This window comes from Paenibacillus sp. FSL H7-0716, from assembly GCF_038002705.1.
Lineage (GTDB): Bacteria > Bacillota > Bacilli > Paenibacillales > Paenibacillaceae > Paenibacillus_AQ > Paenibacillus_AQ odorifer.
Map to the genome: position 1 here is coordinate 112,252 of NZ_JBBODA010000013.1, position 13,697 is coordinate 125,948.

The window sequence follows — 13,697 nt, forward strand, 5'->3', positions numbered from 1 at the left end:
TGAATGTAAAGCTTCTTTTCATGCCCCTCGTTATCTTACCCCGTACGGATCCCTTGTAATAATAAATTTACTGCTTCCCGGTAATATTTTTTTATATCCTCCTGGGTCTTCTCATGAATCGAGAATTCAGAAACTCTTCCAATCCCTTCAAGCATGCCACTCACGATGATTACATAGTTCTCTAAGTCGCCTTTTACCAAATATCCCGTTTCAATACCTTCCTTCAAAAGATCACGACAAGCATGTGAGGCTGCTTCATAAAGAAGTGAAAGCCGCTTGCTAATCTCTTCCGGGTGGCATCTGCTTCTGGAGAATTCCTCGAGCGCATGAATCAATGGATTCTGAAAATCATTTGCGTAGTGTTCGGCTAACGCATAAAATCGTTCTTCGATCCCTACAATTTCCTGTTTCTTATCATCCCACGCTTGCAGCCATTCTAACGTATCCACTTCCACTACAAATAGAAAAAGCTCATCCTTGCTCGGAAAATGGTGATACAGACTGCCTTTACTGACATTCGAGGCTACACAAACTTCATTCATAGTTACGGCAGCATAACCCTTCTGTACAAACAGCTGCGTGGCCTTGCGCACAATTCTTTTTTTAGTTTCTTCTCCGTCTGAGCGTCCTTTGATTCTAAGCACCTCCTAAACCGACCGTACGGTCTAATAATATCAGATCATTTTCAAAAAGTGAAGACCTAACGATTCTTTATTTACTATACGCAAAAACGCACATTAAAAAGACGCCCGGATTCGTACCCGAGCGCCAATCTCATGAGTTATCTATAACCTAGGGTGATTAAAAATCAATCAGACCAAGGCTGATTTGCAGCGATTCATCCACCTTTTTCATCGTTTCATCATCAAGGTGGGTGATCTTGTCAGTTAAGCGTTGTTTGTCAATCGTCCTAACCTGTTCCAGCAAAATAACAGAATCTCTGTCAAAGCCATGAGCAGCTGCGTCAATTTCCACATGTGTAGGTAACTTAGCCTTCTGGATTTGGGCTGTGATTGCAGCCACAATTACCGTCGGGCTAAAGCGATTGCCAATATCGTTCTGGATGACCAGAACTGGCCTTACTCCGCCTTGTTCAGAACCTACAACCGGCGAAAGATCAGCAAAAAAAACATCGCCACGTTTAACGATCAATGTCTACACCCCGCTTACTAAGCGGCCAAGAGTGCTGTCTGCATCTTCCTCCGCGAGGAAAGCCTCGCATGCCATGGTCAAGTTGATCTTAGCCATTTCCATGTAGCCGCGCTGCATGGACTCCCGGATGGAACGTTTCCTCCGTTCGCTCAAGTACAGCTTCATGGCCTGCCTAATCAATTCACTCCGGTTGGAATTCTCCAATTGAACAATTCCGTCCACTTCCTGCAAGAGATGATCGGGCAAGCTGATCATGATTCTTTTGGTGTTCTGCAAATTAGCCACCTTCTCTTCCACCCCCACAAACCTTCTGCCCTTGTGTTCCAGTGTTACAATATACAAGGAATTTTATACAAGGAATATATGCCGCCAGTATATCAAGTATGCTGCATCCCATTATAAACTAGAAATGGTGGTTCGTATAGGCTTTTAGTCACATCTCCTAATACGATACAATTCCTTCTATTTTCTCCCTTGTATAACATCACTGTCAAGAACTTTCAGTTTGTGAGCAGAGCATTTACTAATTTAGGAAGTGTGCCTTCACTTATATAAACGCGGGGCACCCGATGAGCCAACATGCAGATAACCTCGTAGTGAATTGTTCCAAGCTGGAGAGCCAACTCGTCTGCCGTGATCATCACGTCAGCTTGACGGCCGATGAGAACAACTTCTTCGCCTGCTTTAATTTGTTCCGCTTCTACAGCGAAAGATTTGAGTGATACCATACACTGATCCATGCAGATTGTTCCGACGACAGGAACGCGGCGTCCACGTATTAGCACCTCCGCTTTGCCAGTTAGCATGCGGGAATATCCATCTGCGTACCCCACAGGTAGCGTTGCAATAATCTCCTCGCTCTCTGTGATGTACCTAGTGCCGTAACTGACGCCCCAATCGGCAGGCAGGCTTTTGACATATACAACCTGCGTCTTCAGCGTCAATACCGGACGTAGTTCTACCAGTTGACGGTTCACCTCTGTGGAGGGATAAAATCCGTACAAGCTGATGCCTACACGCACCATGTTGCTGGATAAATAAGGTGAATCAATGGCCGTAGCGCTATTGCCCGTATGTATGATCGGGATCTGAATGTTCTGCTCCCGCAGCGTTTCCGCCACGCTCATGAACCGTCGATGCTGTTCCAGTGTATAGCTTTTGTCTTGTTCGTCTGCCTTGGCAAAATGGGTAAACATACCCTCCAGCTCCGCCTGCGCAACAGACTGCACTTCAGAGATAAATGCAGGTGCGTCAGCTGGTAAAAGACCCAGTCGTCCCATCCCGCTATCAATCTTGATATGCACCTTCAGCCGATGTTCCGGATCTATAGGAAGCTGTCTTATAGCCTCCAGTACCTCCGGTGTGAACAGTGTTACAGTTACATGGTTCTCCCAGGCAACGGCTATTCCTTCTGGGGAAGTGTAGCCAAGCACCAGTATAGGAATCAGTATTCCCGCCTGACGCAGCTCCAATGCTTCATCCAAAAAAGCCACACTAACATAATCTGCTCCGAGTCTTTCCAGCTCCCGTGTCACTTCCACTGCTCCATGGCCGTACGCATTTCCTTTGACGCATCCCATAAACTTTGTCTCTGCCGGCAAGTAGCGGCGAAAGGCTTCGTAATTGGCACGCAAATCATCCAGATTAATTTCGGCTACTGTCGGTCGATAGCTTGCTTGCACTTCAAGTCACCTTCTTACGTTGTAGTAAAACGTCATTGCTGCATTGCATTAATCATTGTCTTAGTACCAATGGTAATGCTACAGAAGGTGGCTGTCAATGTGTGCTGGAGCCCCGGCAAATAAAGAAAAGCGGATACTACGTTGTAGAGGAAAGAATCCCACAAAACGCAGTATCCGCCTACTTTTTATTATTTACCCGATTGTGCCTCCATAGAAGCGGCAATTTGCATCATTTCATTAGCAGGAAGATTGGCACTTGTAATTCGGTACTCTACTCCCTCAGACATCCAGGTCAATGTCTGCTGCTCATCCCCACTCAGAACTCCCCATGTAAAACCAAGGTCTTTCAGGGTTCCAGGCGCCAGTGCTACCGCACGGTCCAGTGGACGGGATTCCATAATAGTGTACTGATAAATCCCATCATATCGGATGAGAACAGCATGGTCTTTGTTCCCCTCCAATTTATGCGAGTCCTTAAACTCGACACCAGCTGGAATATAATCAGGTTCAATGATCCCAAAGTCTCCAAGCTCTGCAGCCACTGGTTGCTCAGCCGGTTCTTGGCCTTCAGGAGCTGTAACCGGATTACCATTCTCGTCAACCTCAGCTACTGTGCTCTCTGCGGACTTACCTGAGGCCATGTTCTTTTCCATATCAAAAGAATCCTTGGTGAAATCCGTATCGAATTTGAAGGTGTCAAACTTCACGTTTACAACTACCTTCGCTTCAGAATCCGAGACTTGAACCTGTTTAGGTTCATAAGTCTTTTTATCAAGCCAAATCTTTTGCCGTACAAGGGCATTGCTTTGATAATTCGCGGCTACCTCGAACACATAGTTATCCCCATCTTCCACAAATTGGCGATTATTATCCGAAACTATGCCACGAACCAACGTCTGATACAGATAGACCTGACCTTGATCATCCGGCCAATCGCTTTGGAAACGGAAGCTCTTATTCATACTTGGTGTGAGTACGAACACTCCCTCATCATTACGAAGTACGATCTGCGTAATATCCTTCTGAACATTTGCCAAGCTGATCCGGTAGTAGGAAGGATTCTTGTACCATACCTCTACCTTATACTCCTGCGGCTGTTCCCCGGTATACAGGGTCATTGTGCCAGAACCTTGGTACGTTCCCTGCTTACTTTCCAACTTGTCAGCCACATTGTTCAAATCCTTGACTACGGAAGCGGCATCCTTCTTCCCGCACCCCGTCATCACCAGGGCCACGCTCATAATGATCGCGAGTACCCATGTTATCCGGCGCATGACATCATCCCCTTAACCTGTTTTGAATGCATTGATTAGTACATGTCTATGAGGGACTTGGCCGCAATATGCAGACGGGCATGACAAGCGTGTTGCATTGATTTATTTTATAAGCTCCAACAAGCCAAAAAGCCCGCGCACAGCGCTGGCTCTATACTTCATCAGAAGTTGTAATATCATTATGTAGAGTGTTTTAACCATTCTCTTCAATTCTCGTTATCACTATGTACTGCTTTATTGTACTGATTAATTAATTCATCTAATCTCATGGACTGTCTGATCACATTTGGATGCAAAAGCCCTCCATGTTGCCTCTCCATCAAATAAAGTTTGTTTCTAGCACCCTCTATTCTCTTTTGGATAATTTCCTGATCATTCATTAACACTACCTCCCTAATGAAATATTCTAGAGGTATATGTCAAATTCTTAATTTTACATTGAAGTGCATTACTAGAATTCAAAAAAAAGCGATTCCAAATTTAATCTGAGAACTCTCTTGACTGATATCTTCTATGAAACTATCACTACTAAGCACTGTCAATAACAAAGCAATTTTTCTTTTCATTGATTCTAAGCAGATTCTGGTACTCCTTCTGCGTTTCTAAAGATGCAATATGCCGAAGCTGCTCAAACATTCCGACACACTTAATTATACATGATTCGTTATTAATCCTTACAGAATTCTCTAAACTATCCATTATATATTTTATACTAAGCTCATATTTTCCTCTTCTTATATAATACAATGCTATTTCAGCCATAAAAAAAGTGTATCTGTCTTCGATAATTTGTCGATTATAACATTTAGGGTTTCTCTGCTGATCTCTAAAATCTGATATTTCTGGCTCAAACCGCTGAAGAATATCGTCCACATTAAAATCATAGTGATTGGCTGCCTGAAGGATTTTGAACAGGCCTGGAAGAAATTCTTCTTTTCTATCTTCAATATAGGTCACATATTCGGGAAGCATTGCTGCATCACCTTTTAAAATTTTCAGCAAAAAAATATTAGCCTGCGCCCAACCCATACATTGATCCATAAGTTGCAAAGCTTCCTCCGTATCCTCACGAATCCAGCTCATATCCATGTAAAGATTGATATAATGCAATGCTCTATCATAATCTCCAAGCTCTCTGTAAACTACTGAACGTAACACATAAGAATATAAAATATATGAAAATAAGGGCATTGCAGGTTCCTTCTGTACCCCGTTTTTTCTGGCTCGCTCATTATTATAATTATATTGAATGGATGCTTTTTTGCCCAATTCCTTAGTCATTACCATTACCTTATCCCAATGCCTCAAAGCGCTATATGTATTCGCCAGAACCTTCAGTGCGTCAAGCTGATCAACTTCATCAAGCCGATTTACAAAGCCCTCAAACTGCACCGCTGCTCGCAAATTCACATCCTGATCGCCCCCTAGAGCAATCGTAAACAATCTGTATTGGCAAAAAGCCAGCCGCTCTGAATGCTGATACTTCTCACTCTCCGCCACACTCCGGTATAACAACGCTGCAGCTTCATACTTCCCTTGTGCAAAGAAATCTTCTGCTGTATCAAACAACGGGTGTGTATAAGATAGGCTGTCCATCATGATTCCAATCACCCGACTTATACATTCCAGCTTATCTAGTTCAGCACAGCGATATAGAAAAGGTCGAAGACGTCTCCAATTGGGATTGGAATGTATAAAACACTCCTCCACATACATAACGTAAAAGCAGCCTTCCTCTAATCCCATACCTTTTGTAATCCGATCTAATTGCTGCATGGCTATAGGACGATTCCCATTCATAATGTTGCTAATCGTGCCTGAATTTACTTTAGATACCTCTGCGAATTGATTAATCGTTATTCCATTCTTCTTGAGGTAGACCGCCAGTTCTGCACGAATGGTCATCTGCTTCATGATCAAAGCCACCTTTCGCCATCATGATTCATATATAGATCAATAGTATTTAAATAATAATATGTCTAATTATTCCAGTGGTCAAATACTTTTTTTGACTCAATTGATTATAAATTTATTCAATTAGTGATGTATAAAATACAAATTAGCCGAATGTAAAAAACCACCAGAACACAAGGTGTATTAGACCTTTTCTGGTGGCTTTTCTAATGCTACTTCTATCCATTGTTATTCAATACATGCATTTAAATTCAACTAAGAACTAGGTTTAATCATCATGTCCAGCTTATTTATATAAGGGCCGAGCGCTTCAATTAACTTCTCTTGGTTTTGTATCTCCTCTTTCGAAAGCCGATCCATATGAACACTTCCATCTGCATCAAATACCTTGGCATCATAGCTTTGCAACTCATTTATTAAATGTTCGATCTCCGCAAACTCTTCTTTAGTAAGCCTCTGTTCAGCTTTTTCCAGCAAGCCATTCCAGAAAGTATCACGATCAACGACAGCCGCCTTTGCCTGAGGGATTTCATTTTCATTCATTTTCTCGAAATAAGGTTTAAGCTCAACCTGTAAATCGTTATATGCCTTTTGATCCTTCGCACTTAACTGTTCCAGGTGAAAGACTCCGTCCGCATCGGCCATTTGCAGATTGTAAGCTCCCAATTCCTCTAATAAAGACATCAATCTTGTAAATTCCTCTTCGTTAAAGCTTTGCTTCGCGCTCTGCAGCTTGGCTTCAAGCCTGTCATATTGTTGCTGGGTTACTCCAATCGTAGCAGCAGTTGCTTGTGAGCCATACAGGGTATCCGCCAAATAATTATATCCGGCATATGCTCCAGTAGGAATTAATAATGCAGCCGCCAAAAGGCTTGCTACAAGCCATTTTTTCATTCGTCTTCCCCCTAACCTAGTCTCGGTCTGATTTAGTATTTGCTCCTTCAGTTCCGGTGGGGCACTTAGATTTCTCGCCTCTTCCTGCAGAACTGTCCGTAACTCTTCATTGAAATTCATGCAGGTCCTCCACCTTTCCCTTAAAAAGAGTATGATTTTCTGGCTTCTGACGAAGCTTATGCAGTGCAGCATGAATACGGGATTTCACCGTCCCCAGAGGGATACCCAGTATCGCGGCACTTTCTTCCTGTGAATATTCATTTAAATAGTGCAGAATAATCACCTGCTTCAGCTTAAATGGAAGACGGTCTACACTTGCTAGTAGACGGCGGTTAGCTAACCTGTCCACAACATCACTAGTGAAATCAGGTTCCATCCTTAGATCAGTCTGCTCTACTTTTTTGACCATTCGGAGATGCGTCCATCTCTTTCTTCGATAGGCATGAATTTGCCGCATAACCAGCCCCATAAGCCAAGGCCTAAAAGGACGATTGACATCAAATTGCTCAAGCGACCGGTGCACCTGAATATAAATCTCCTGAACAACATCATCCACATCGGAGGTTTCGCGAACGAGAAAATGAACGGTCTGATACACATCCCGAATCGTTGCTTCATATAGTTCACTGTACGCTTCACGGCTGCCGGCTAGCGTAAGCGCAATGAGCTGAGAATATTCATTTGGATGTTTCATACCTCTCAATCCCTCCTTCGGTCTTACACTATGTATTGGTAAAATAGAGAATAAATCGTTCGATTTATTTTTAAAAACAACCAGTCAGCGATTTACGGTTATTGGAGAATCGCTGACTGGTGTTTACTCTGCAGCGGCTTATTGGAGTAGATGAAGTCGGCGGAGGCTGACCACGGCTTTGCTTGAGCAGATTACGCGTAGGTGGAAGCTAGTCTTCAGCTTTGCTTGAACAGATTATTCGCAGGTGGAAGCTGGTCTTCAGCTTTTCACACCAGTTTTGGCCGGACCCTGCCGAAATCTATGAGATAACTGCATTCTGTACACTTATTCCGTATACAAAAGGGGTTACTCTGATTTTAAGTGTATTCTATACAACTAAAAAGCAGAAAAACTTCCTACAATGGTGTAAATCGTTAAAATAAGTGTACGAAATACAGCTATTTTCATTGGAGAGATATTTCGCAGGAATATAGTTGTACGAAGTACAGCTATATTCTCCCAATCGTTGTTTGCATGTGCCCTCAATAAAGCGAAAAAGGGGAGATCCTTATGGATCATCCCCTTACCCGTATACACTCGAATAGTAACCGCTTATCTTTCTAAAAAATCAGTCAGCGGATAGACTCAGCAACTTTGATCAAATCATTTTTGTCCAAGCTAGCTGAGGTTACACCGTATAACACTCCATTGGCTTCCCAGTCCAACCCTTTTCCATTAACCAATACAGCATCAGCTCCGTTAATCTTCACTTTTTCGATGGTGCCATCCGTCGACATCTCGTAAGCCGTTTCGGAATCAGCGTGCCGCTGCTGCATCGAGATGATCTCATCGGTAGCTTCATTAACAAAATATAAATTAATATATTTACTGTTGATCACTTCACCATTGCTATCCTTATAAAACTCTGCACGATCAAAGGTATAACCCTCTGGTAAATACGCCGGTAAGCCCACATCAAAAATCGTATATTCGTTTAGCTTGCTAGAATCCCTCTCGATCAGCAATTCCGCTTTCTCTTGATCCCTCTCAGATTGCGTAACCAGTCTGCCGTCTTCAACTCCGACGATTTTTTCCCCGTCAGCATTGTAGATATCACCTGCCTTTTGAGCAGCGCCGAGGGTCACAAGCGCATTTCCTTTGCTATCAAAAATCTTCCCCTTAAAGTCATCCGGAATCACGTGGGAATCCGCAGAAAACTCTACTTCATGGGCTACAATGTGGCCTAAGTTTATCGTTTGCAATACTTTCATTAACAGCTCCTGCGCAAATGACGGCTGCACAAAAGTTACACTTAATACGCTAACCACTAGCAAAGTAGCCAGCATAATAGCAAGACGTCTTAATCTATGTTTTGTACGCAATCCTTTCTCCTCCTTTTGGCCGGCATACTTTCTCCGTGCCTTATTCAGAATGGCTGTTTTGTCAGAACCCTCGCTGAAATCTTTATGGGCCAGAACCCTGCCTAGCTCCAGCAGCTCCTTGTACTCCCCAGCACCCTTTAAATCATTTGCCGCTCCATATATACTTTCATCTAAATCTGCTGAGAACTTCTGCTGTATGTCTTTACTCTTCATAGCTGCTCCACGCTCCCTATTTCAGTCTTCAGCTTTTTCATAGTCCGGTAGAGTATCACACCGATATTGCTCTCCGAAATTCCCGTAATATGGGCAATCTCTCTATTTCTCAGATTCGCACCAAATTTTAGAGCCACAATATTCCGCTCCTTTGAGCTCAATGTATTCAAGGCTTCGTTAAGCCTTCCACTACGTTCTCCCTGGAGGATCAAACTTTCCGGATCTTTCCTGCTAGAAACCAGTTCCTTGACGGCATCCAGCGAAAAGAAACTTTTCCTTTTAAAACTCCGGTAATGATCATTGACCACATTTCTGGCAATGGCGAATAACCATACCTCTAAAGGAGCTTTTTCCTGAGAATAGGTCGATAGTTTCGCCAACGTTTTCTCAAAAACAAGGCTTGTCAGATCCTCAGCCGTATGGAGAGAACTAACCCGGTAAGCGATGTAGTTAAATATTCGTTTATAGTAGGTTTCAAAAATCGTTGTGAACAAAACATCTATGTCAGCATTTTCCTGTATATTCTCGTTTACAAAAGGATGAAGCAATGCGCGCTCATGCATCAAACGAACTCTCCTTTCCCACCAAATTTTCACTTAGCTAAGTAAATTCATCAGTTAATACGATACATTTCCAATTTCATTACAAGTTATAATAAAAGAAGAGTTCCAGCGCTACATTCAGTCTTTCTAACCAAGCTACAGTAACCCGTCAACTTGACAAGCTTATTATAGCTTCTATATATTTTAGTAACTAAAGTAAATTGGAGCGAGGCAATGTTATGAGCACAAAGGAAGAGAAAGAAAATGCTATCCATAAGGTCATGGAATCTATGGCAAATGTGCAGCAGAAATCCCAGTTTTTCATTGATATGATCACTAAAAAAGAAACCTTGACTCACAATCAAATCATGCTGCTGTTTCAACTCCGGCTTACAGGAAGCTTGAACATTACTGACATCTCTGAACGTTTCGTGGTCACACCCGGAGCTGCTTCTTCCATGTGCGATAAGCTTGAGGAAGCTGGACTTATTGAACGGGTACGTACTAAAGAAGACCGCAGAGTTGTCAATATTGTCCTCACAGAACAAGGTGATCAGCGTATCCATACAATATTTGAAGCATTTCCTACCCCAGATCTGAATAAAATCTCCGGAACTTTAGAACAAATAAATAAATTGATGGAACAAATGATGCACTAACCGTCTTCATTTTGTTCCTTATCAGCAATACTCTTTTCTATAAACACTGTCTGTCAGGAAACTGACGGCAGTGTTTTTTTAGGTTTAATTCCCAAATTATTATATTGACTATATATTATAATGAATATATATTTTAATGATTAAAATATATTTCGAAGGACGGTACTGTAAATGTCCAATAATAACAATACTTATGAACATACTGACATGATCGATCCACCATTGAAGGTAAGAGGTTCGCAGTTTGTTCGAGAGAATATTAATGCGGTCACGGTTGATGTGTTTGGCCACTTAAGTACCAAAGGGAGCGTCTCGACTTCTAAACTCAAAGTATCTGGTGACTGTACAATTTGGGGGAATTGTAAGGCCAATCAGGTAAACAATCTAGGGAGTCTGCGCGTTCAAAATATCCAAGCAGATAATCTCCGCTCTTCTGGATACATGTCCGTAGCAGAAAATGCTGCAGCTGGGACTTTTTATGCTGAAGGTGCTGTGAAGATAAAGAGACTAACTGCAGATTCATCGATTGAGATCCGTTTAGGCAATAGAAGCACTGTCGAGGTTATGAGAGCTGGCGGTAACATTATCGTTAAACCCTCTTCCAAGTTGATTAATGCGCTGATGCACCCTTTTCGAAAACTTACCTGCTCAACAATTGAAGGAACTAACATAACGTTATACCGGACGACAGCTGACCTTGTGTGCGGTGAAGAAATCATCGTCGGACCGGGTTGTACCATTGGGGAAATCCGCTATAGCAAAAGTCTGACGGTGGATCTTAAGTCGCAAGTTGACCGAACTGTATTTTTAAACCCATAAAGGAGAGTTTACATGAAAAAAAGCACTCATTTGTCAGGAGCCACTGTGCTCAAAAACATCACCAAAGGAGCCACCATCTTATTCTGTGTACCGATCCTTAGTGTCTGGGCCGTGGGGAGTGTTGTCTGTGCAATCATTGCACCTATCGGTGGTGTACTAGGTATTGTTGGCATTCAAGGGATAGGACTAAATGCCCTCCCAGATTATGATTTACCGAACATTCTCAGCCTTCCAATCGGTCTCTGCCTCTCCTTACTTTTGTTCATTTCTTTCTATTACACTCGTCGTTTATTGCGTGGCTGCCTGCATTTTATTAAAAACTAGCGAACTGTAACAAGCTTGTATTCTCTTTGTTAATAGAAAGTGAACTACAACGCGCTGTTTTATTCTATACTTAAGGGGACTGGACTTTATCCTGGAGGTAATTATGAATAAAATCATCGCTATCGGAGCTATCACGCTCTTTTTGGCCGGATGCGGAGCATCGGCAACCATAGATATGGATACAACAATGGCTATTAACCAAACACAAGCTACTTCAGCACCACTGAAACTAATCGTCGACGGCGAAGCCGTTCTTCCTACTCTCTCCCCTTTTTTCCTAGATGATAAGGTCTATGTACCTGCAAAAGTATTAATGGAATACTACACCTCAGAACAAAAATGGGATAATAACTTAAAGACCTTAACCATCTCTGACGGAAGCAGCAGTTATGTTCTGACGCCGGACAATGAGTATATGCAAGCTGACGGATATCAAACCTCGCTTGAAGGACCAGCTATTCTACGAAACGGTATTTTATATATTCCAGCCGATTCCTTAAACTCTCTGTCTGGTGCCACTGCGCAGCTGAATGCAGCTGGAACTGAAGTATTAATAACATCAGGGGATGTTAGTACTACCGTCAGAACACCCAGCGAACCTCTTGCTACTGCTACAGAAAATGACCAAGTGAAGCTGTATACTGCCCTTAAAGATGGCAGTACCTACGAAGGATTTGTTGTAGAGGTGAACGATAACAAGCATACATTTGATTGGGAAGCACCCAGACTCCTAAGATACCCTCCTGAGATTCATTATGCCGACATCGATCAGGATGGGCAGGAAGAAATCGTTGTTATTCTGTGGCTCGGAACAGGTACAGGCATGTCTATGCAGGAGCTTCACGTGATTAAGCCTAACCAGTGGAAAGAAGTCACTGTCCCTTCCGCGGATAAAGCTGCCTCCGCAATGGTTGCGTCAAAGATTTCCAATGATAAAGGAGATGCCCTGATTCAAATTCAAGTTAAAGGCTCAAGTCCATCCATGGTAACCTTGCGATATCCAGATCGTGCCGAAGATGGCAATCTAGGCGAACAAGCCGGCATTGGTGCTGTTACTCACTACATAGTGGAAGAGGGCAAGCTAAAGGCGGAAACAAATGTTTATATTGGATTTCTGGAGAGTATTGGCACACTAACTTTTGCCTACAAACCGGGAAAAGATGGAATGGAACCCGACTCTATTCGCTTTGAGGTTCATGAGGAATTAGCTTCTTACGTGGAGGGTGAACAGTTATGATTGATGCCCATATACATTTAGAGCAATATGAACCTGAAGTTGCCCAACAGATACTGAGTGAACTGCCTGACATGGGAATTAAAGCCCTTATCGCTGTCTCTATGAACTTGGACTCTTGTATACGCACCCAAAGACTTGCAGCCATAAATCCCGGCGTGATCCGTCCAGCTTATGGCTTTCATCCAGAGCAACCCTTGCCGCAGGATGCTGAGCTGGCTGCTCTACTGAAATGGATCGAGAGTCAATCTATTGAGGATTATATTGCTGTGGGGGAAATCGGGCTACCTTACTATTCGCGTGCTGAAGCCTTAGAACGTGGCGAAACCTTTGATATGGAGCCCTATATTGAGCTGCTGGATCAGTTGCTTGGGTTAGCTGCCCGTCTCGATAAACCTGTGGTGCTGCATGCTGTCTATGAAGATGCGCTTATTGCTTGTGATCTCCTGGAGAAACATAACATACAGCGTGCCCACTTCCACTGGTTCAAAGGTCCGGAAGAAGCCATTGCCCGCATGATGAAGAACGGCTACTATATCTCCTTCACCCCGGATATCCTGTATGAGCCAGAGATTCAGGCGCTTGCCCGCCGTTATCCCCCAGAGCTAGTCATGGCTGAAACCGATGGTCCTTGGCCGTTCGAAGGACCTTGTGCGGGGAAAATCACCCATCCGTCTATGATTCGCGAAGTCGCCGCTGCTTGGGGAGTGCTCCATGGTTACACCCCCGGCGAAGCGGAAGAGTTACTGACTGCGAATACTAAGCATTTCTATAACTTGTAGATGCTTTATAGCTTGTAGATAGTTTTATAGCTTATAGATAGATCGATAGCTTCATAGAAAATAGAAAAGCCGCTCCTTAGCGAGCCTGCCCTAACGCCAGACCAACATTATGATTAAACACAGCTTGGCTAGTAAATCCGTATTTTTCATAGT

16 protein-coding genes are annotated in these 13,697 nt (G+C 43.1%); 5 read left to right on the forward strand and 11 right to left on the reverse strand.

Annotated features, from left to right (window positions below; translation table 11 throughout):
* Positions 1-35: 35 nt before the first annotated feature.
* The 11 genes from MHH60_RS17765 to MHH60_RS17815 all read right to left on the reverse strand — a co-directional run bounded on the left by MHH60_RS17765 (position 36) and on the right by MHH60_RS17815 (position 9,747).
* Positions 36-593, reverse strand: a complete 558-nt coding sequence (locus MHH60_RS17765; RefSeq protein ID WP_172628782.1) for a TetR/AcrR family transcriptional regulator — start codon at positions 591-593, stop codon at positions 36-38.
* 208 nt (positions 594-801) lie between these two features.
* Positions 802-1,152 (reverse strand): type II toxin-antitoxin system PemK/MazF family toxin, encoded by a 351-nt coding sequence (locus tag MHH60_RS17770; protein WP_036686777.1) that lies wholly within the window; start codon positions 1,150-1,152, stop codon positions 802-804.
* Positions 1,153-1,155: 3 nt separating this feature from the next.
* A complete protein-coding gene (locus tag MHH60_RS17775; protein ID WP_025698676.1) occupies positions 1,156-1,437 on the reverse strand; it encodes a CopG family ribbon-helix-helix protein in 282 nt (93 codons plus the stop codon).
* 215 nt (positions 1,438-1,652) lie between these two features.
* The gene (gene alr, locus MHH60_RS17780; RefSeq protein WP_076137663.1) at positions 1,653-2,834 is read right to left on the reverse strand and encodes an alanine racemase; all 1,182 of its coding nucleotides are present in this window, start codon (positions 2,832-2,834) and stop codon (positions 1,653-1,655) included.
* Between the two features lie 188 nt (positions 2,835-3,022).
* Complete coding sequence (locus MHH60_RS17785) at positions 3,023-4,108, reverse strand: LolA family protein (protein WP_076137665.1); 1,086 nt, start codon at positions 4,106-4,108, stop codon at positions 3,023-3,025.
* Between the two features lie 206 nt (positions 4,109-4,314).
* Positions 4,315-4,488 (reverse strand): aspartyl-phosphate phosphatase Spo0E family protein, encoded by a 174-nt coding sequence (locus tag MHH60_RS17790; RefSeq protein WP_111502786.1) that lies wholly within the window; start codon positions 4,486-4,488, stop codon positions 4,315-4,317.
* 148 nt (positions 4,489-4,636) lie between these two features.
* Positions 4,637-6,022 (reverse strand): helix-turn-helix domain-containing protein, encoded by a 1,386-nt coding sequence (locus MHH60_RS17795; RefSeq protein WP_076137668.1) that lies wholly within the window; start codon positions 6,020-6,022, stop codon positions 4,637-4,639.
* Positions 6,023-6,277: 255 nt separating this feature from the next.
* Entirely contained in the window at positions 6,278-7,036 is a 759-nt protein-coding gene (locus MHH60_RS17800; protein WP_076137670.1) for a DUF3600 domain-containing protein, read from the reverse strand.
* A complete protein-coding gene (locus MHH60_RS17805; protein WP_036686766.1) occupies positions 7,023-7,610 on the reverse strand; it encodes a sigma-70 family RNA polymerase sigma factor in 588 nt (195 codons plus the stop codon). The genes MHH60_RS17800 and MHH60_RS17805 overlap by 14 nt, the downstream gene beginning before the upstream one ends.
* Positions 7,611-8,221: 611 nt before the next feature.
* Positions 8,222-9,184, reverse strand: coding sequence for a DUF4367 domain-containing protein (locus tag MHH60_RS17810; protein WP_076137671.1), 963 nt, complete (start codon positions 9,182-9,184; stop codon positions 8,222-8,224).
* Positions 9,181-9,747, reverse strand: a complete 567-nt coding sequence (locus MHH60_RS17815) for a sigma-70 family RNA polymerase sigma factor (RefSeq protein WP_076137673.1) — start codon at positions 9,745-9,747, stop codon at positions 9,181-9,183. Before MHH60_RS17815 ends, MHH60_RS17810 begins: the two co-directional genes overlap by 4 nt.
* Positions 9,748-9,965: 218 nt before the next feature.
* Between MHH60_RS17815 and MHH60_RS17820 the strand changes: the two genes are divergently transcribed.
* The 5 genes from MHH60_RS17820 to MHH60_RS17840 all read left to right on the forward strand — a co-directional run bounded on the left by MHH60_RS17820 (position 9,966) and on the right by MHH60_RS17840 (position 13,544).
* Positions 9,966-10,385, forward strand: coding sequence for a MarR family winged helix-turn-helix transcriptional regulator (locus tag MHH60_RS17820; protein ID WP_076137675.1), 420 nt, complete (start codon positions 9,966-9,968; stop codon positions 10,383-10,385).
* 171 nt (positions 10,386-10,556) lie between these two features.
* On the forward strand, positions 10,557-11,204 hold the full coding sequence (locus MHH60_RS17825; protein ID WP_076137677.1) for a hypothetical protein: 648 nt from the start codon (positions 10,557-10,559) through the stop codon (positions 11,202-11,204).
* 12 nt (positions 11,205-11,216) lie between these two features.
* The gene (locus tag MHH60_RS17830) at positions 11,217-11,528 is read left to right on the forward strand and encodes a hypothetical protein (RefSeq protein WP_076137679.1); all 312 of its coding nucleotides are present in this window, start codon (positions 11,217-11,219) and stop codon (positions 11,526-11,528) included.
* Between the two features lie 103 nt (positions 11,529-11,631).
* Entirely contained in the window at positions 11,632-12,765 is a 1,134-nt protein-coding gene (locus tag MHH60_RS17835) for a copper amine oxidase N-terminal domain-containing protein (protein WP_076137681.1), read from the forward strand.
* A complete protein-coding gene (locus tag MHH60_RS17840; RefSeq protein WP_076137682.1) occupies positions 12,762-13,544 on the forward strand; it encodes a TatD family hydrolase in 783 nt (260 codons plus the stop codon). Before MHH60_RS17835 ends, MHH60_RS17840 begins: the two co-directional genes overlap by 4 nt.
* Positions 13,545-13,697 lie beyond the last annotated feature (153 nt).

Coding starts and splice junctions, on each gene's coding strand:
- MHH60_RS17805 (WP_036686766.1), bottom strand. CDS start 7,610: ATGAAACATCCAAATGAATATTCTCAGCTCATTGCGCTTACGCTAGCC.
- MHH60_RS17815 (WP_076137673.1), bottom strand. CDS start 9,747: ATGCATGAGCGCGCATTGCTTCATCCTTTTGTAAACGAGAATATACAG.
- MHH60_RS17820 (WP_076137675.1), top strand. CDS start 9,966: ATGAGCACAAAGGAAGAGAAAGAAAATGCTATCCATAAGGTCATGGAA.
- MHH60_RS17840 (WP_076137682.1), top strand. CDS start 12,762: ATGATTGATGCCCATATACATTTAGAGCAATATGAACCTGAAGTTGCC.
- MHH60_RS17825 (WP_076137677.1), top strand. CDS start 10,557: ATGTCCAATAATAACAATACTTATGAACATACTGACATGATCGATCCA.
- MHH60_RS17835 (WP_076137681.1), top strand. CDS start 11,632: ATGAATAAAATCATCGCTATCGGAGCTATCACGCTCTTTTTGGCCGGA.
- MHH60_RS17810 (WP_076137671.1), bottom strand. CDS start 9,184: ATGAAGAGTAAAGACATACAGCAGAAGTTCTCAGCAGATTTAGATGAA.
- MHH60_RS17795 (WP_076137668.1), bottom strand. CDS start 6,022: ATGAAGCAGATGACCATTCGTGCAGAACTGGCGGTCTACCTCAAGAAG.
- MHH60_RS17830 (WP_076137679.1), top strand. CDS start 11,217: ATGAAAAAAAGCACTCATTTGTCAGGAGCCACTGTGCTCAAAAACATC.
- MHH60_RS17785 (WP_076137665.1), bottom strand. CDS start 4,108: ATGCGCCGGATAACATGGGTACTCGCGATCATTATGAGCGTGGCCCTG.
- MHH60_RS17800 (WP_076137670.1), bottom strand. CDS start 7,036: ATGAATTTCAATGAAGAGTTACGGACAGTTCTGCAGGAAGAGGCGAGA.
- MHH60_RS17790 (WP_111502786.1), bottom strand. CDS start 4,488: ATGAATGATCAGGAAATTATCCAAAAGAGAATAGAGGGTGCTAGAAAC.